Here is a 17,575-nt window from a genome sequence, read left to right as displayed (position 1 = left end):
TCAGCCGCTTGAACCGGGGTCGCCGTCGTCGTTGTTCTGCTGCTGGGCACGGCGCTCAGCCTCACGGCGCTTACGCTCCTGTTCGGCCCTTCTGCGGGCCTCCTCTTCGCGGCGCTGCTGCTGGCGGCGCTGGAACTCCACATTGCGCAGGAACTCCGGATCATCGTCCGGTGCCGTCGGCCCCTTGCGGGCAACTCCGCCCCTGCCGTTTCCACCGCGAGCCTTGCCGAAGCCCAGCCACAGGCCGGCCCCCAGCAGCGGCAGCAGCAGAATGATCGGCAGCCAGGCGACTTTGGGCAGGACCCGCACTTTGTGCTTGGGCGTCATGATGCAGTCGACCGTGCTGTAGATGAGCAGACCGAGGGCGATAACCCCGAGACCTATAAAGACCCGAACCATACCTTCCAGGGTAGTGGACTCAGCCCCAGGCTGGCCTGCGGTTCCGCTCCCCGCTGACCCGGCGGCTCAGTCAGTCGGTCAGGCCTTGGCACGGTAATCACCCCTGCTGGCCGGGGCGCCGACGCTTCTCAGAGTCGCCGCCGGGCTCCTGGCTGTGAAATTCCTCGGCAAGCTCATCCTCTGCAGCGTTGTCCTGCTCCTCTGCACTGGAACGACGACGACGCCCGAACCAGCCGGCCAGCTGCTCACCGGCTGCAATCCGCCACGAGTTGAAGAACAGGTAGCCCACCGCCCAGGACACCGCCAGCCCCACGATGACCGCGAAGATGAGCGTAAACCGACCCAGATCCAGGTAGAGGCACCCGAAGAAGACCAGGGCGAAGACCCCCAGGCGCAGCAGCGAATACTTCAGCACAGCCATAGATCTACTCCGGCAGTCCTGCGTAGGAGTGCAGTCCCGGGAACCAGATGTTCACCACGGTGTAGTTGATGATGATGCACACGAATCCGATGATCGACAGCCAGGCGGACCGGTTGCCTGTCCAGCCCCGGGTGGCGCGGGCGTGCAGGTATCCGGCGTAGACAACCCAGATCACGAAGGTCCAGACCTCCTTGGGGTCCCACCCCCAGTAGCGGCCCCAGGACTCATTGGCCCAGATCGCCCCGGTGATCATCGGTCCCAAGGTCCAGAAGACGAATCCGACGGCGTTGAGCCGGTAGGCCCAGGACTCCAGGGAGAAGGCGCTGGGCACCAGCCGCATGAACTGGGCCTTGGCCAGACGGCGGTCGGTACCGCCCTTGGGCTCGCCGGCAAGGGCCTTTTCTCGCCGGGACTGCACCAGCTGCAGGACATTCATGGCGAAGGTCAGGGTGAAGACCGCCATGGCCAGCACGGCCAATGTCACGTGGATGGCGATCCACGGGCTCTGCAGCGCGGGCTGAACATGCCCGATGGGAGTGGGGAAGCCGATGGTGGCCGCCACCACCATGGTGACCACCAGGCCGATGACGAAGATGCCCAGAAAGCGCACATCACGGCGGGTGAGCACAGCGAGGTAGACCACCGCTACCACCAGCGCGGCGGCGACGAGGAACTCGAACATATTGCCTGTCGGCCACCGCGAGGCGGCCACACCGCGGGAGATCACGGCGAAAGCATGGGCTGCCGCAGCCACTGCGGTCAGTGCCACAGCCACATTGGCCAGCGGCCTGCGGGTGCCGATATAGGCAAGATCATCGTCAACGAGGTCAGAGGAGGCCGCGGTGGGATGTTCGGCGGGGGCGCTGTTGTCCCCGGTATCTGGTCCGTCGGCGCCCACCAGCGCAGTGGCCCGGGTGCGTTCACGCTGCTCGGCCGAGAGCTCGGCCTCAACCCTGCGGATAGTGGCCGAACTGCGCGCGGTGTCCACGGTGAACAGGATGAAGGCCAGGGTGTAGATGAACGCGCTGATCATCATGAACAGCTCGGAGTACTCGGCCAGCTCCACATTGATCGGGGACAGTTGGGCCGACAGTGGCGCGACAGTCATGATTCGTTGTTCTCCTCCGGGGGACGGACCGGCCATATCTTTTCAAACTGGGTGCGCAGGGCGATGTTCTCATCGCGCAGCCGAAAATCTTCACCACGGGCGAGCAGGCCGTACCTCACCAGTGTACGCCCGTGCTCAGAGCCCTTGGCGTCTGGGCCCGGCGCTGGTTCCTCAGAGCCTGTGCCGGCCACGCCAGGGATGGTCTCCACGGTGACCCAGGCCCGGCGCCGGCGCAGAAAGAGGCTGGTGATCAGCCCTGCGGTGGCAGTCAGCGAGAACACCAGAATCCAGGTGGTGCCAGGGTTGTAGGCGATATCAAGGGCAATATAGTCTTGAACCCCCTCAAACTCGATGGATCCCATACCATCGGGAAGCTCTTGGGTCTCCCCTTCGGCCAGCACGATCCCACCTGCCTCGGACTCTCTGGAGTTGAGCTCGGTGAGGTCCTCGGTGTCCAGCACGTAGACGTTCTGCGGAATGCCGTCGTCGAGCCCCAGATCGCCGTAGTAGGAGTTCAGGTGGAGTTCGGGATTGCCCAGCTCGGGGTCGATGGAAACAGCTAGTCCCTCGCCGGTGTCATGCGCGGTGGGCAGGAACAGGCCCACGAAGCCCAACTGTTCGGGGCTGGCGTCCGGCGCCTTGATCACCATCATGGAAGTGTAGACACCGTCATCGGGACGGGTGATGACCGGGCCGGAGAACGCCACCTCACCCTCGCCGTCGCGCACGGTGACCACCGGAGCGTATCCGTTCCCGGGCAGGTAGACATTGGCCCCGCCCAGGTTCAACGGCTCGTTGACTCGCAGCTCAGCCTGCCGGGGCTCGTCCTCGGGGCTGTCCTGGACGGTGAGGCTGGCAACGAAGTCTAAGGCCTGCCCGTAATTGGGGTTGGGCTCACCGCCGAAGAGCTGCCGGTCAAAGGTTCGTTCGAAACTGTCCAGCCGGATGGAGAAAGGTTCCAGATCCTCTTCGTCGAACCATGAACCGGGGTAGAAGTTGTCGTAGGCGACCAGGGCGTTGACGAACCCCTCGTCCTCGATCAGCACTTTCTGGCCCCGGTAGCTGAACATAGCGTCCAGGGCGACGAAGACCAGCACGCCCACCAGGGATACGTGGAAGATGATATTGCCGACCTCCCGCAGGTACCCCTTCTCCGCGCCGACTGAGCCGGTGCCGTCGTCGTTGCGGCGGACTTCCACCCGATAGCGACGGCGTTTGAGCACTTTTTCAGCATCAGCCAACGCCTGCTCCGGAGTAGGCCCGCCAGCCGCCATTTCCATGGCACCGTACTCGGGAAGCCGCTGCAGCCGGCGCGGGGTGCGCGGCGGCGGGCTGACGATCTGATGGTAGTGCTTGCGGGCGCGCGGGATGATGCAGCCGATCAGCGAGATGAACAGCAGCAGGTAGATCGCGGAGAACCAGACCGATGAGTAGACGTCGAAGAACTGGAAGAAGTCCAGGATCGGTCCCAGCTGCGGGTTGTCCTCAATGTAGGTCGCCACTGCGAAGGCGTCCTGGACCCGCTGCGGGAAGATGGATCCGGGTACGGCGGCCACCGCCAGCAGCAGCAGGAGCATCAGCGCGGTGCGCATGGAGGTCAGCTGGGTCCACCCCCAACGCAGCATTCCCCGGGCCCCCAAGGTGGGCACCGTGACGTCCTTCTTAGCGGTGCCCTGGGCAGCGTCCATGGCGTCTTCGCGCGCATTGTCACGGTGGGCAGAAGGCTGCACCGGGGTGTTGTTGCGTGGCTTGTTCATCAGATGGGCATCACAATCTCAGATTGAAACCAGTCCTGCAGCGCCCAGACCCAGGTGTTCCAGATGCCGGTGGCCATCAGCACCCCGACCAGGATGAGCAGACTGCCGCCGGTGCGCATGACCGCTCCCTTATGCCGCTTGAAAAAGTCCAATGCACGCATTCCGCGCTGCAGTCCCAGACTGATCAGGATGAACGGAACTCCCAGGCCCAGGCAGTAGATGAAGACCAGGAGTGCCCCACGGGTATGCTCAGCACCTGTGGGGTCGCCGAGCACCAGCGCCAGCACCGCGGCCAGGGTCGGCCCCATGCAGGGGGCCCAGCCGATGCCGAAGGTCGCGCCCAGCACCGGTGCGCCCAGCAGGCCGTCCGGGGGGCGGCGGCGGATCTTGGCCTCGCGCTGGAAGAAGCTGAAGGCGCCCATGAAGATCAGCCCCATGAGGATCACGAAGACGCCGAGCACCTGGGTGACCCAGCCTCCTTGGAACCTCAGCCAGACGCTGGCCTGCAGGAAGACAGCACCGATGAGCAGGAACACCACGGAGAAGCCGAGCACGAACAGTGCTGCGCCAAGCACCATCCTGGAGCGTGAGCGTTCGTGCAGCTCGGCCCCGGAGAGCCCGGTGACATATCCCAGATACCCAGGCACCAGGGGCAGCACACAGGGTGAGAGGAAGGAGATCAGTCCAGCCAGCATCGCGACGGGTGCGGCGATGAGCAGGGAGCCGTCGGAGACGATCTCGGCGAAGGGGTTGGCCGACAGGGCCGGTGCCGGCAGCCAGGTGAGGCTCATGTGAGGGGCGAGGCCCCGGCGACGTCCCCGGCGGCCTGGGTCTGGCCGAGGTCTTCATCCAGGGCCGTGGTGATGAGTGCACGGAGGGTACCCGGCTCCACGATTCCGCTGATTCGCGCCGAGACCCGTCCCTGCCGGTCCAGCACCAGAGTGGTGGGCACCGCGGAGGGGTGGACGTAATCGGTCATCGCCATCAGCACGGTGCCGCCGCGGTCCTCCATGGAGGGGTAGGTGATGCCGAAGGTGCGTTCAAAGGCCTCCGCGGTGGCTTGGGTGTCCCGGGTGTTGACCCCGTAGAACTGGACCTCGTCATCGGCGAACTCTTCGTGGATGGCTTGCAGGTCAGGGGCCTCCACCCGGCAGGGGGCGCAGGCGGCGTACCAGAAGTTGATGACCACGACCTCACCCTCCCACCGCTGCGGGTTGACCTCGGTACCGTCGAAGAGAGTGGACTCGAAATCCACCGGCTCGCCCCGGTTCTCGGTGTCGAACTCCTGGACCGAGCCGTCGCCGGCGACGTAGTTGGTGCCGTCGTTGGAGGCGCGCTGGGCCAGATCGTCGCCGCCGTCAGTGCCGCAGGCGGTCAGCGCCAGCGCGGCGATCAACGCCGCTGCAGCGGCAGCGTGCAGAGAACGACGGCGGGGCTGAAAGTGAACAGAGCGCATCAGTCAGCAATTCTACAGCCCGTAGAAGATAGTTCGCATCTCAGGCGCCCGGGAGAGCAAGGGCCTGCCGGCTCAGCTCCTTGTTGGGCTCGGCATAGCTGACCGACTCCACACCCGAGGGACCGATGTGCAGGCTGGTCACTGAGGTCAGGGAGCATTCGCGCTGACGCGGGTCGTGCCAGAGCGGGCGCTGCTCGGCCCAGAGCCTGGTGACCCAGATCGGCAGCTGGTGGGAGACCACCACCGCCTCTGCGCCGTCGCCGTGCTCAGCGATCGCACGATCAGCAAGATTCTTGACCGCGTGGAGCACACGCTCCACCTGCTGCTTGTACGGCTCTCCCCAGGAGGGGCGGAACGGGTTGATCAGCAGCGGCCAGTACCTGGGAGTGCGCAGATGCCGCTTGACATCGGAGAGTCCCTCGAAGGCGTTCTCCGCCTCCAGCACCCGGTCCTCGGTGACCACCGGAAGTCCCAACCGTGCCGACACAGGGGCGATGGTCTCCTGCGCTCTCTGCAGCGGTGAGGCTGCGAGCAGGTGGACCGGGCGCCCCGACTGGGCACGGTCGCCGAAGTAGTCCGCAATGCCTTCGGCCATCTGCTTCCCGAGCTCGGAGAGACCGAATCCTGGCAGTCGGCCGTAGAGCACTTTGTCAGGGTTGTGCACTTCTCCGTGCCGGACCAGGTGGACAGTCGCAGTATCAGCCATAGGCCAAGTCTGGCAGTTTCCACGCCGAAATCAGAACCTGGGAAAAAACCAGGACCTGCCGATACAGTTGAAGGCATGAGCACTTCGCCGCGCGACGACGACACCTCGCCCGACTCCGCCAAAGACACCTCCGCTGCAGAACAGGGGCAGGAGACGCGGCCCCAGCCGCGATACGGGGCCTACGCCTCGCCATCTGATGCTGGCCGGCACCCTGATGCCGAGACACAGCCCGGCGCTGCTGGAGGCCCGGGCGGCAGCTCAGACTCCGAGACCACAGACTCATACAACCCCTATACCCCACCGACCTGGGGCCAGCCCGGCTCCGGTCAGTCAGCCAGCGCTCAGACAGGACCTAGTCCCTATGGCGGGGGCCCGTACAGCACCAACCAGCCGAGCCCCTACGGCAACCCCGATGGCGGCCAACCGAGTCAGCAGCCTCACCAACCCTCCTGGAACCAGCCTGGTGGGCCGCAGCAGGGCGGATATCCTCAGGGCAGCTACCCCCCGCAAAGTCCCGGGGCGCCCCAACGGCCCAAACGTCCAGCCACGCTGTGGACGGTGCTGGCGGCCCTGCTGGCAGCAGGGGCGACCTCTCTGATCTGGGGCATCTACGTCTTTGTCACCATACCTACCCAGACCATGTCAGGGGTCTTCGGGGGCAACTTCAGCGAACTCATGGCTGAAGAGCTGGAACGCCAGTCAGCTCAGGATCCCGAGCTGCAGGAACTCAGCCCCCAGGAGATCGAAGAGGTGATGCTCTTCAGCATCGGGATGTTCGCGCTGATCTGGGCCGTTGTCCTGCTCGCTGTCTACGTGGCCACCGCTTTCCTGGGCGCCATGGCGGGCAACCCCGGACGGATCATCGCCACCATCTGGGCTGGCCTGAGCCTGCTGTTCCTCCTCCTGGGCCACGACGGCGCCAGCTATGGGCTCATCTCCGCCACGGTGGCATTCAGCGTGGTCGCCCTCGTGATGATGTGGTTGCCCGCCTCCAGCCAGTACATCCGCCACCGCAGGTGGGCGAAGGAAACCATGCGGAACGGCTATCAGGGCTACACCGGGCAGCAGTAGCCGCATCAGCGCAGCGTGAGCTCTCCTGCGGCCAGCTTGGCCAGGGTCTCCAGCAGCAGCCGGCGCTCCTGCACTTTGATCCGCTCGTGCAGCGAAGCCTCGTCGTCGTCCTCGCTGACCGGCACTGCGGCCTGGGCGAGGATCGGGCCGGTGTCCACTCCGGCGTCGGTCTGGTGCACTGTGCATCCGGTGACCTTCACCCCGTGGGCCAGCGCGTCGCGGACCCCGTGAGCGCCCGGAAAACTGGGCAGCAGTGCCGGGTGGGTATTGATCACCGGCACCCCCACCGTGCTGAGGAACTCCGCAGAGAGGATCCGCATAAACCCGGATGTCACCACCAGGTCCGGGCTGTGCCGGCTCACTGAGGCCGCAAGCTCCCGGTTCCAGGCTGCCCGGCGGTTGGGTGTGGCGCCCTTCTCCAGAGGCACGGTGAAGGTGGGGATGCCAGCAGCACCGGCCTTTGCCAGTCCACCGCATCCCGGCGCATCGGAACCGACCGCGGCGATCTCCACCGCAAGCTCATCGGCGTCTGCGGCGTCGATGACCGCCTGAAGGTTCGACCCCGAGCCGGAGACCAGCACCACAATTCGCATGATGATCACCCTATAGGCTGGTAGGCGTCATGAGTGCCACTCCCCCTCCAGGTCAGCCGGCCCCGCCGGCGCAGAATCCCAACACCTCGCCCAAGAAGAACCGGCCCGAGCTCGATGAGGACGCCCGTCGGTTCTACTCACGGTTCATCGGCTGGCTGCTGCTGGCCCTGATCATTGCCTACGGGGGTCTGCAGATGCCGCTGCCCTGGCGGCTGGTGACGATTGTAGTGTCCCTGGGAGGAGCCATTGGTGCGGCGGCGCTGCTGGTGCAGTCGATCCGCAGGAAGCTCCCTCCGGCTGTGCTGATCGGCTCAGTGATACTGCTGGTCTGCTGCGGATTCTTCCTGTTCACCGCTGGAGTGCAGGCGATCTTCTGGGAGGCGTCGGTGCAGTTCGACAACTGTCTGCGCAGTGCGGTCACCGAGCGCGCCACCTCCCGGTGCTTCGACCAGTACGAGCAGGACATGATCGGCTCCATCCCCGGCATGCGCTGAGTCAGACCGGTTGTTCGGAATCGTCCGGGATGCACACATCGCCACCTTCTCCTGAGCTATCGTTCTGAAAGCTCTGGGGCTCTTCGCGCCCAGAGCAATCGATCAAGCGAGGAACAATGAGAACCACACAGTTGATGCGGGGGCTGGTAAGGTGCGCGGTGGCCGCCGTGGTGCTGACCGGATGCAGTGACAACGCCGAATCCAGTGATAACACCGGCACTGACATCGAGGGTGAGGGCACACCAGACGCGCACAGCGGTGACGATGTCGGGGCAGGCGCGGTTGACCCCGAAGGGCGGATCGGTGGTACCGAGGACATCGAGCGCCCGGAGGAGCTCTCCGAGGATGTCTTTGACATCATCTCCAGCGACCCCGGCCTCTGGGAGCCGAGCACATGGGATTTCGATGACTTTGACTTCCCGAGCTGCGGTGAGATCGAACAGTGGGCTGGCGGGCAGATCGGGAACCTCGTGCTCCGTGGCGAGCTGATCACACCACCGGAGCACGAGTTCGATCCGTTCAGCATGACATGCGTCTGGGACACCGAGGCGCAAGAGCGGATCATCGTCGAAAGTGATGTCGAGGCGCTGTGGGAGCTCGACGACGCCGGGTCACTGGTGATGAGTATCAACGTGCCGCCGAGCCCGATCTCGAAGGAGGATGCGGCGTTTGCCGGCTTCTACTTCCAGGATGACCGGGCGGAGGAGATCGGCGGGTACGTCTTTGCACCGGAGAACACGGATCTGGGCGCGTCGCTGAGTTCGATAGGTGTTGGTGTCTCCTATGACGGTGTCGACGTGCGTTGGGGTGCCGGCGGCGGGTTCCTCCATGAGGTGGAAACGCTCACAGAATTCACCAACGACTGGGCCATCGAGGCCGGCGTCGCAGTGCACGAACTGATGTGGAACTGACATCTGGGCAATGCTGCCAAAGGATCAGTATGACCCAGCTCAGTGCGCCGCGGAGAAGGACTCCTCGGCGGCGTCGTTCTCCTGCGGACGACGGCGCGGGACCAGCAGTTTCGCGGCAGCGGTCAGCAGATATCCCACCGCTGTTCCTGCAGCGATCCAGGCCGCCAGCAGCCCTGCGGTGAGTCCGGCGTGAGGTCCGATATCGTTCATCAGCCCGATGCCCAGTGAGATGTGAGACAGCCAGAGCGGGCCGATCAGTAACCCACCGGCCACCAGACCGGTGAGCACCGCCAGGGTCACGGTGGACACCGTCAGGGAGAACGGCCGGAACTTGAGCTTGAGCTGGCACCAGTCGTCGAAGTGGTTCTCACCTTCGCGCATGAGCCACCATCCGGCGATAAATCCGGCGAGCACAGGAACGGCCAGGGTGGCCAGTGAGTAGTCATAGACCTCATCCGGCAGCGCGGCCAGCACCGGCACTGCCGGCACCGCACCCAGCTCCGTCTCCAGCGGCCCGACCGGGGAACCGCTGCCCATGGTGAAGCCCGCGCCGGTGGAGTAGGCCAGCGTCCACAGCAGGAGATTGGGAGCCAGCCCCAGGTGCAGCAGCGTCAGCCCCACCCCGCCGGCGATGCCCGCATCGAGCTCCTGGTAGGAGTTGACCACATCCATCCACCGCCAGCTGAGCCAGCCGGCCAGCAGCACCGAGGAGAGTCCGACGGCGGCCGTAGCAGCCGCTGTTCCGCCGCGCAGCACCGCCCACAGATACGCACCCGCCCATTTGAGCTGCTGGGAGAGGCTTTCGACTTTGGCCTCCAGGTCCACCCCGATCATGCGGGTGGCGCTGCGCGCCTCGGCGTAGCACCCGGCCAGCGAGCCGAGTCCGGTCAGCACTGCCGCAGCCACCCCGGACCAGACCAGGGTGCCGGGATCGGCCAGCGAAAAGTGGGCCAGGCCCACTGCGGCACCGGCGTAGAGCGCGGTAAAGGCCAGCAGCCCCTGCCACAGCTGATGGGGATAGGCGCCCTGGGCCAGCCGCCGGCCGGCGCGCCATGACAGCATCAAGGGCACCAGGGTGAAGCCTAGCGGCACCACATGGAACCATCCGCCCGGCCCCTCGGCTTCCAGGTTCAGCGGGACGGCATGGATGACCAGCCACACCTGAGCAGCCAGCTCCGATGAGGCCAGCGGGTCAAAGTCACCCCAGTGGCGCGCCAGGGCAGTTCCCAGCACCGGCAGGGCCACCAGCAGGGTGGTGACCAGCACTGCCTGGACGGCCTCGAAGAGTCCGAAGAGCCACAGCGGCGGGGCGGGAAGTCTGCGCATCATCCCCATGCTAGTCCCGCCGGCGGGGAAGCTCACACCGTCGAAACCGCCGCGGCGTTCCGCGCCACCGGCGATGCACCCCCAGAAGGTCATCTGCCAAGACGAAACCTCTGCCGGGACGGCTGATTCAGTGCAGGGTCGATGAGGCCAGTGGCCTAAGCCCGGCAGTGTCCTCATCAGCCAGACGCCGAACTGTGGCCAGCCATTCGTGGCGAGGCTGCACCGCATCGAGCACAGGGACGGACGGTTCTTAGACGTTCACGGGTTGTTCACCTGACACGCACTCAGGCGTTGGAGTCCGGTTACCGGGCACCGGCAGTCTGTCAGCGTGAAGGTCGTAGTGGTCGCTGAATCCTTTCTGCCGCATATGAACGGGGTCACCAACTCTGTTCTGCAGGTACTCACCCATCTTCGACGCCGCGGGGATCAGGTGACGGTGATCGCACCCTCCGACTCATTCCTCGAGACCAATCCGCTGGCAGAGCAGCTGCCGGACCGCCCTGAGCTCTGCTCCGGGTTTCCGGTCATCCGCGTGCCCTCGCTACCACTTCCTGACTACCCGAAGGTCAGGGTCGCTGCGGGGTTCATCATGCGCATCCGTCATCTTCTTGAACAGATCCAGCCGGATGTGGTGCATGTGGCCTCCCCCTTCGTACTGGGCTGGCGCGCCATCCAGGCCGCCGGAGCGCTGGACCTGCCCACCGTCTCTGTCTACCAGACTGAGGTCCCTGCCTATGCGGCACGCTATCGGGTGCCCTGGGCCACGGACATGCTCTGGCAGCATGTGCGGCGGATGCACAACGCCTCCACCATGAACCTGGTGCCGAGCTCTTTCTGCAAGAGCCAGCTGCACCAGCGCGGTGTCCGGCGGCTGAGGACCTGGCGACGCGGGGTGGACCTGGAACTGTTCAGCCCAGCGCGGCGCTCTGAGGCGCTGCGCTGGGCCATCGCACCCCACGGGGAGAAGATTCTGGGCTTCATGGGCCGGCTGGCCGCCGAGAAACAGGTCGAGGATCTCGCAGTGCTGGACTCCCTGCCCGGCACCCGGCTGGTGATCATCGGCACCGGGCCGCAGGAGAAGATGCTGCGCAAGCGGCTTCCGAACGCGCACTTTGCCGGCTTCCAGTCCGGCGATCACCTCGGCACCCATGTGGCCAGCCTGGATCTGTTCATCCACCCCGGCGAGGCTGAGACGTTCTGCCAGACCATCCAGGAGGCCTTCGCCTCAGCGGTCCCGGTCGTTGCCGTCGGGCGCGGCGGCCCGCTGGATCTAGTCGACCCGGGCAGGACCGGCTGGCTGTATCAGCCCGGGGATCTGGCCGGTATGCGCACCGCCGTGGAACACCTGGTCGAGGACGACGGCGCCCGTCTCCGGGCTGCCGCCGAGGCTCACCAGGAAGTGCAGGGGCGCACCTGGGAGACGATCTGCAACCAGCTGATCGGCCACTACGCCCGGGCGATCGAGGTCAACGAGCGCCTCCAGTTGGCTCGGGCCACCAGGTACACAGCCGGCGAGGGACTGCCCGGGATCCTGCTTCCCGGGACCACAGGGTGACTCTTCCGGAATCGACGGCGTCCTATGCGCACGTGGTGCCGGCTTCCGGGCCGGAAGGCAGACTTCGGCCCTGTGATCACCCCAGCGCCTACAGCAGCCCGTAGGCCGCCAGCGATTCGGAGATGTCCTTGCCGTCGGGCCCGTAGATCCACGGGATGCGGTGCTTGCCCACCTTCTGCACCCCGGTCGGATGCTCACCGGTCTCGGTGACTTTCAGCAGTTCCTCACCCTCGGGCTGCTCGGCCCTGCCGCCGGCCAGCACAGCCTCGGAGTAGGTGAGCTCGCGGATGATGACTGCTCTGACTGACTGAGGGTTCTTGCGGGCGAAGTCGGCGTAGATCATCGGGTCGTGCTGTCCGTCGTCGCCGATCAGGGTCCACCTGACTTGAGGGAACTCCTGTGCCAGCTGGGTCAACTGCTCGACTTTGTGCTGCTGGCCGGAGCGGAACCAGCGGTCTTCGGTGGGCCCCCAGTCGGTGAGCAGCAGCGGCCCCTGCGGGTACAGGTTCCGGGTGAGAAAGCGGGTGAGCGTCTGTGCCACATTCCAGGCGCCGGTGGAGAGATACAGCACCGGCGCCCTGTGCTGATCAGAGCCCGATGAGGAGGCGCTGAGCAGCCGCTCCATCATCACCGCCATCCCTGGGGTGGGGGTCCGGGCATGCTCGTCGAGCACAAAGGAGTTCCAGGCCGCCAGGAAGGGCCGGGGCAGTTTGGTGACCACCACGGTGTCGTCGATATCGCAGATCACCCCGGAGGTCACCTCATCGCCGATGATCTGCACCTCCGCAGTGATCGGCTCAGCGCCAGGGGCTTCCAACCGGATCTGCTGCCAGCCGGAGGGAAGCCGAAGTCCCCCGCGGAGCTCAACCACTTCATCCACAATGCCCCCGCGGTCTGCAGCAACCTGGAACTGCTGCCCCGCCACCTCAATGGTGACCTGCGCGAAAGGTACCGGCGCGGAGACGAAGTTCCGCCACCCTCGCACCCCGTCGGCGATCACCTTGGCCACCCGGCGGCCGGCCTCGAAGTGGGAGTCTGGAGCCATCACCACCCGGGAGAAGATCCGCACCCAACGGGGAGATCCGTATCCGGCCAGTGACAGCACTGTGACGTGCTGCCCGCGCCGGCGTGCCAGGTTCAGCCGCAGCTGGTGCCAGCGGTCCTCGGCTTTCGTGGGCCGGTTGCGTTCGGCGTTGGAATAGTGGGCCCGCACCGCTGACAGATCTTGATGAACCTCAGTGGGTTGGGGTTTGTCGGTCCTCACCCCTCCCATACTAGTGAAGGTGACACGAGGCAGAGGACCCGCAGCCACCACGCCGTCGTGATCTGTGCTCACACCGTGGTGCGCAGTGGGACTTCCTTGATGAGCAGATTGCAGACCACAGCGATGGTGGTGATGGCTGCAGCGATCAGGAACAGGGTACCGGTGGCTTCCGCGTAGACCGGGTTGGTGCCATTGGTTGGTGTGACAGAAACAGTGCCCACGGCGACGGCCATCACCGAGCCGAGGACCGCAGTGCCGGCGGCCCCGCCGAGGATGCGGCAGAAGGCGATGAGACTTGATGCCTGGCCGACCCGGGTCACCGGTACAGTGTTTTGCACCACCAGCATCAGGTTCTGCATCTGAGCGCCGAAGCCCAGGCCGGTGACTGCCAGGGTGGCGATGATTGGCCAGATCGGGGTGTCCGGACCGAGGATGAAGGCCAAGGTGAACATCGAGGCGCTCATCACCAGCGAACCTGAGACGATATAGACCTTCCAGTAGCCGTATCGGGTGATCAGCCGTCCGGTGGTCAGCGCGCCAAGCATATTGCCCAGCACCATGGGCACCAGCATCAGTCCCGCCTCAGTGGGTGAGAATCCGCGGCCGATCTGGAAATACTGGGCCAGGAACAGCATGCAGGAGAACAGTGCCGGGGCGATGGCTGCCGATGAGATCGCAGCCAGTACGGTGGTCCGGTCGCGCAGCATGCCCAGCTGCACGATAGGATTGGCCATCCGACGCTCCACCAGCACGAATACGGTGATAGTCACCGCCGCACCGGTAAACAGCAGCATAGAGGGCCAAGAGGCCCAGGCGAAGAACTCAGGTGTCCCGGCGAAGGAGAGCCAGATCAGCAAAGCGCTGCAGCCGGTGACCAGCAGCAGCAGTCCGGGGATGTCGATCTTGCCGGGGGTGGCTATCTGGGGGACGCGAAGCTTCCAATGCACCACCACCAGGGCCAGCAGACACAGTGGGATGCCCACCCAGAAGCACCAGCGCCAGCCGAGGGTATCCACGGTGAGTCCGCCGATCAGTGGCCCGGCGGCGGTCGCCACGGCCAGCACCGCCCCGATGTAACCGGCGTACTTGCCGCGTTGGCGAGGCGAGACGATGGAGGCCATAATCGCCATGGCCAAGGCAATCAGCCCACCCATGCCGATGCCTTGGACCACCCGGGCGACGATGAGGACGTCCATAGTAGGGGCAAACCCGGCGCCCACGGAGGAGAGCAGGAAGATGCCGTTGGCCAGCTGGAAGAGCGTCTTCTTGGAGTACATGTCCGCGAGCTTGCCCCAGACCAGGGTGGAGGAAGCATTGGCCAGCAGCAGGCCGGTGAGCACCCAGGCGTACTGAATCTGAGTGCCGCCGAGCTCGGAGACGATCACCGGCAAGGCAGTAATCACGATGTTCATCGAAAGCATCGCGGCGAAGAAGACCACCAGGATTCCGGTGATGGCCCAGCCCAGCCCCGCGCCGGTGGCTGAGGCCACCCGAGGCGTCTCAGGCTGCGCAGCAGCGGCCGGAGCCGGGTTCAGGGAAGGCTCCGGCTCCGCACTGGTGTCCTGAGAGCCCGAAGATTTTAGTTGCATTTACGAACTATCTTAGGCGTGAGGGGCGTGAAACGCAACGAGTACACGGTGATTCATCAACAAGTTTGATTCCGCTCTCAGGCGCTCAGAGACTCCGATGGGCCTGCTGACTGGCGCCGCTGCGGCACATCTGCGCCCCTATCCGAGGACGCCACCGAGCAGTGATCCCAAGGCGTAGGTGATGACCGCTGCGCCAAGCCCGATGGCCAGCTGCCGCAGTGCCCGCCGCAGTGGTGAGGCCCCGGAGAGCAGTCCCACCACTGCGCCGGTGCACATCAGGGCAAAGCCCACCAGGGCGGCAGACAGCCCTATGGCCAGCCAGCCGGTGGCGCCGAACAGGTAGGGCAGTATCGGTATCAGCGCACCGGCGGCGAAGAAGCAGAAGCTGGACCCGGCAGCAGTCCAGGCCGAACCGACTGCCTGATGAGGGTTCTCCCCGTCCTCCGCGCCGAATGAACGATCAGGACGGCAGTCGCAGTCAAAGACCCCCAGCCGCTCTAGCGCCCGGTGTTCGGCGTCCTCTGCGCTCATGCCGCGTGCCCGGTAGACCAGAATCAGCTCGTTGTGATCGAAGTCCAGATCCGGGGCGGCCCTCAGCGTGGCCTGGGTGGGACGGGTGGCGTCGAGCAGCTCACGCTGGCTGCGCACGGAGATGAACTCGCCTGCGGCCATGGACAGGGCGCCTGAGAGCAGGCCTGCGATTCCGGTCAGCAGCACCACAGTGGCTCCGACACCGGTACCGCCCATCCCCATGATCAGCGCAAAATTCGACACCAACCCGTCATTGGCCCCGAAGACCGCAGCCCGAAAACCGCCGGAGAGCTTCTCCCTGCCCCGGGCCGCCAGAGCGCGCACCACCTCCTCGTGCACCTCTTCATCGGCGGCCATTCCGCGGGTAGCGTCCAGATCATCCTCATAGGGGGACTCCGCCTCAGCCCGCTGGGCCAGGGCGAGCACGAAGACGGAGCCGAATATCCTGGCCATCCAGCCCAGAAGCACTCGGTGCGCAGAGGGGGAGGGAAGCCGTTCGGCGTGCTGGCCCAAGAGCTGGCGCCAGTGCTCTTGATGCCGCCGCTCCGCTTCGGCAAGCCCCAGGAGGATCTGCCGCTGGTCACCGGACTTCCGCTGGGCAAGCTGCTCATAGAGCCTCGCCTCGGCGATTTCGTCGGCGAGGTACCTCCGCCAGCGCCTGATCTGCTCCGGACTCGGCTGCGGTAAGGGATGCTCGGTTTCGGCGTTCACCCTTTCCATAGTGCCGTGCCGGGCCGTTCCGGGGGAACCGGCCACCCCATGTGACGAATCTTCAGCACGCCTAAGCGTCTGGCACCGCTCAAGCAGCAACGTGAGGCGCAAGCGTAGCGACTGCGCCGACTTCAGGCGTGATGGCCGGCGTCAGCCGGCCGAGAGCCGAGCGGAGTTTCCCCGCCGGCGGAACCAGCACTGTGCCGTACGAAACGGGCGACGACACCGGCGGCAGTGGGCGCCTTCACACCTGGCCCCAGCCCCAGGTACCCGGGAGCCAGGTGAAGGTCCTGGGTCTCAGCACCGTCCCAGGACTTCTGACCGCGTACCCCGTAGGGGTGGTAGCTGCCTCCGGCACGGCGCAGCACCAGCTGCGCCGCAGCGACGTCCCACGGACTGGTGCGGCAGTTGATGACCGCATCCGACCAGCCAGCGGCCAGGTGGCACAGCTCCAGCGCCCCGGAGACGATCCGGCGCGCAGTGGCGAAGGTGGTGACCAGGTTCCCGAAGGCCCGCAGAGCCTCATCGCCGTGATGCTCCACCGCCCACGGACCGGGGAAATTGGTCAGCAGGCTCAGATTCTCCTCCGGCACACCCGTCTTCGGCGCGGGCCGGAGCACCTTCTCCCGCCCGTCGCGGGCGCTGAGGTAGGCTGCGACGTCGTCGGCGGAGAAGGTCAGACCGTTGATGGGGTCGTAGACGACTCCGGCCACCACCACATCATCCACCGCGGCCGCCACCGAGACGCTGAACATCGCGAAGCCGTGGGCGAAGTTGGAGGTGCCGTCGATGGGATCGATGATCCACTCCAGATGCCCCTGACCATGGGATCCGCCCTCCTCACCGGTGAACCGAGAGTCTGGCACCGCCTGCCTCAGCAGTTCGATCAGCGTGGTCTCGGTCTGCCGGTCCCATACGGTGACCAGGTCATGGGCTGAGGTCTTGAGCTCCACATCCATCTGAGAGCGGAAGGCCGTCTTCAGCGGCTCCCCAGCCGTATGGGCCGCGGTGACGGCGATGCCGCGCAGATCGGCGGCGGTGAGCGTCTCAGAGGAGGAGTGGTTCATCCTTCTACCTTAGAGTTGAAACCGCTGCGCGTTGAGCACATGACACCCACTACTCTCTTCTACCTCGTGTAGAAGAAAGGAGTAGACTGGTCATGCTGGGCAGTGAGGCCCAGCAGTTAGGTGGAGAGGAAGTGCCCCATGATGTTTGACCACCCGAATAATGATCCGATTCTTGTCCTGAGCGAGGATCAGTGCTGGCAGCTGCTGGAAGGCACCCAGCACGGCCGGCTGGTCGCAGTGGTCAGCGGCCGGGCCGATATCTTCCCGGTGAACGCTGCAGCACAGGACCGCACACTGGTGTTCCGCACCGCTCCGGGCACCAAGCTCGCCGAAGTCGCGGTGAACGAGAATGTGCTTTTCGAAGCTGACGGCATTCTCTCCGATCAGGCCTGGTCGGTGGTGGTGCGCGGGACCGCACATGTGCTCGACTCCGATGCAGAGCTGGCCAAGGCTGAGGAGCTGAACCTCAAGCCCTGGGTTCCGACGCTCAAAGATTACTACGTGCGGATCGAGCCCACGGAGATTACCGGCCGGCACTTCCGCTTCGGACACCACCCGGAGCGTGAGCTGGGCGAAGGCTCTGAGGCCGGCGGCGACTGAGAACGCAGAGCGCCGC

Annotated in this window: 18 protein-coding genes; 5 read left to right on the top strand and 13 right to left on the bottom strand. The window is 65.5% G+C overall.

Annotated features, from left to right (window positions below):
• The 7 genes from DVO78_RS02655 to DVO78_RS02625 all read right to left on the bottom strand — a co-directional run bounded on the left by DVO78_RS02655 (position 1) and on the right by DVO78_RS02625 (position 5,847).
• Entirely contained in the window at positions 1–399 is a 399-nt protein-coding gene (locus DVO78_RS02655) for a PLDc N-terminal domain-containing protein (protein WP_120003262.1), read from the bottom strand.
• 97 nt (positions 400–496) lie between these two features.
• Positions 497–820, bottom strand: a complete 324-nt coding sequence (locus tag DVO78_RS02650) for a DUF4229 domain-containing protein (RefSeq protein WP_120003261.1) — start codon at positions 818–820, stop codon at positions 497–499.
• 4 nt (positions 821–824) lie between these two features.
• Positions 825–1,928, bottom strand: a complete 1,104-nt coding sequence (ccsB, locus tag DVO78_RS02645; protein WP_120003260.1) for a c-type cytochrome biogenesis protein CcsB — start codon at positions 1,926–1,928, stop codon at positions 825–827.
• Positions 1,925–3,616 carry a cytochrome c biogenesis protein ResB gene (gene resB / locus DVO78_RS02640; protein ID WP_120003288.1) on the bottom strand — a complete coding sequence of 564 codons (1,692 nt, stop codon included), beginning with the start codon at positions 3,614–3,616 and terminating at the stop codon, positions 1,925–1,927. The genes ccsB and resB overlap by 4 nt, the downstream gene beginning before the upstream one ends.
• Before the next feature lie 68 nt (positions 3,617–3,684).
• Positions 3,685–4,476 (bottom strand): cytochrome c biogenesis CcdA family protein, encoded by a 792-nt coding sequence (locus DVO78_RS02635; protein ID WP_120003259.1) that lies wholly within the window; start codon positions 4,474–4,476, stop codon positions 3,685–3,687.
• Entirely contained in the window at positions 4,473–5,141 is a 669-nt protein-coding gene (locus tag DVO78_RS02630) for a TlpA family protein disulfide reductase (RefSeq protein WP_120003258.1), read from the bottom strand. The genes DVO78_RS02635 and DVO78_RS02630 overlap by 4 nt, the downstream gene beginning before the upstream one ends.
• A gap of 40 nt (positions 5,142–5,181) precedes the next feature.
• Positions 5,182–5,847 carry a histidine phosphatase family protein gene (locus DVO78_RS02625; protein WP_120003257.1) on the bottom strand — a complete coding sequence of 222 codons (666 nt, stop codon included), beginning with the start codon at positions 5,845–5,847 and terminating at the stop codon, positions 5,182–5,184.
• Between the two features lie 75 nt (positions 5,848–5,922).
• On the opposite strand from DVO78_RS02625, the gene DVO78_RS02620 reads away from it, so the two are divergent.
• Entirely contained in the window at positions 5,923–6,918 is a 996-nt protein-coding gene (locus DVO78_RS02620) for a proline-rich domain-containing protein (RefSeq protein ID WP_120003256.1), read from the top strand.
• A 5-nt stretch (positions 6,919–6,923) separates the two neighbouring features.
• On the opposite strand, the gene purN is transcribed toward DVO78_RS02620, so the two are convergent.
• The gene (gene purN, locus DVO78_RS02615) at positions 6,924–7,511 is read right to left on the bottom strand and encodes a phosphoribosylglycinamide formyltransferase (RefSeq protein ID WP_120003287.1); all 588 of its coding nucleotides are present in this window, start codon (positions 7,509–7,511) and stop codon (positions 6,924–6,926) included.
• 29 nt (positions 7,512–7,540) lie between these two features.
• Here purN and DVO78_RS02610 point away from each other — a divergent pair, with 29 nt between their 5' ends.
• Together DVO78_RS02610 and DVO78_RS02605 are read left to right on the top strand one after the other, a co-directional pair.
• A complete protein-coding gene (locus DVO78_RS02610; protein ID WP_120003255.1) occupies positions 7,541–8,005 on the top strand; it encodes a hypothetical protein in 465 nt (154 codons plus the stop codon).
• Between the two features lie 116 nt (positions 8,006–8,121).
• Positions 8,122–8,916, top strand: a complete 795-nt coding sequence (locus tag DVO78_RS02605; RefSeq protein ID WP_157983821.1) for a hypothetical protein — start codon at positions 8,122–8,124, stop codon at positions 8,914–8,916.
• 39 nt (positions 8,917–8,955) lie between these two features.
• Here the strand turns inward: DVO78_RS02605 and DVO78_RS02600 are convergent, their stop codons facing one another.
• Positions 8,956–10,335 carry a cell division protein PerM gene (locus tag DVO78_RS02600; protein WP_120003253.1) on the bottom strand — a complete coding sequence of 460 codons (1,380 nt, stop codon included), beginning with the start codon at positions 10,333–10,335 and terminating at the stop codon, positions 8,956–8,958.
• A gap of 235 nt (positions 10,336–10,570) precedes the next feature.
• On the opposite strand from DVO78_RS02600, the gene DVO78_RS02595 reads away from it, so the two are divergent.
• The gene (locus tag DVO78_RS02595) at positions 10,571–11,797 is read left to right on the top strand and encodes a glycosyltransferase family 4 protein (protein WP_120003252.1); all 1,227 of its coding nucleotides are present in this window, start codon (positions 10,571–10,573) and stop codon (positions 11,795–11,797) included.
• Positions 11,798–11,885: 88 nt separating this feature from the next.
• On the opposite strand, the gene DVO78_RS02590 is transcribed toward DVO78_RS02595, so the two are convergent.
• The 4 genes from DVO78_RS02590 to DVO78_RS02575 form a co-directional block, all read right to left on the bottom strand.
• The gene (locus DVO78_RS02590) at positions 11,886–13,070 is read right to left on the bottom strand and encodes an App1 family protein (protein ID WP_120003286.1); all 1,185 of its coding nucleotides are present in this window, start codon (positions 13,068–13,070) and stop codon (positions 11,886–11,888) included.
• Positions 13,071–13,129: 59 nt separating this feature from the next.
• Positions 13,130–14,650, bottom strand: coding sequence for an MFS transporter (locus tag DVO78_RS02585; RefSeq protein ID WP_120003251.1), 1,521 nt, complete (start codon positions 14,648–14,650; stop codon positions 13,130–13,132).
• 138 nt (positions 14,651–14,788) lie between these two features.
• Entirely contained in the window at positions 14,789–15,901 is a 1,113-nt protein-coding gene (locus DVO78_RS02580; RefSeq protein ID WP_120003250.1) for a VIT1/CCC1 transporter family protein, read from the bottom strand.
• A 122-nt stretch (positions 15,902–16,023) separates the two neighbouring features.
• Entirely contained in the window at positions 16,024–16,959 is a 936-nt protein-coding gene (locus DVO78_RS02575; protein WP_120003249.1) for an inositol monophosphatase family protein, read from the bottom strand.
• Positions 16,960–17,097: 138 nt separating this feature from the next.
• Between DVO78_RS02575 and DVO78_RS02570 the strand changes: the two genes are divergently transcribed.
• Positions 17,098–17,559 carry a pyridoxamine 5'-phosphate oxidase family protein gene (locus DVO78_RS02570; protein ID WP_120003248.1) on the top strand — a complete coding sequence of 154 codons (462 nt, stop codon included), beginning with the start codon at positions 17,098–17,100 and terminating at the stop codon, positions 17,557–17,559.
• Positions 17,560–17,575: the final 16 nt, after the last annotated feature.

Source organism: Nesterenkonia muleiensis, assembly GCF_003600155.1.
Lineage (GTDB): Bacteria > Actinomycetota > Actinomycetes > Actinomycetales > Micrococcaceae > Nesterenkonia > Nesterenkonia muleiensis.
Note: the sequence above shows the minus strand (reverse complement) of the source record. Positions and strands in the feature narration are given on the sequence as shown.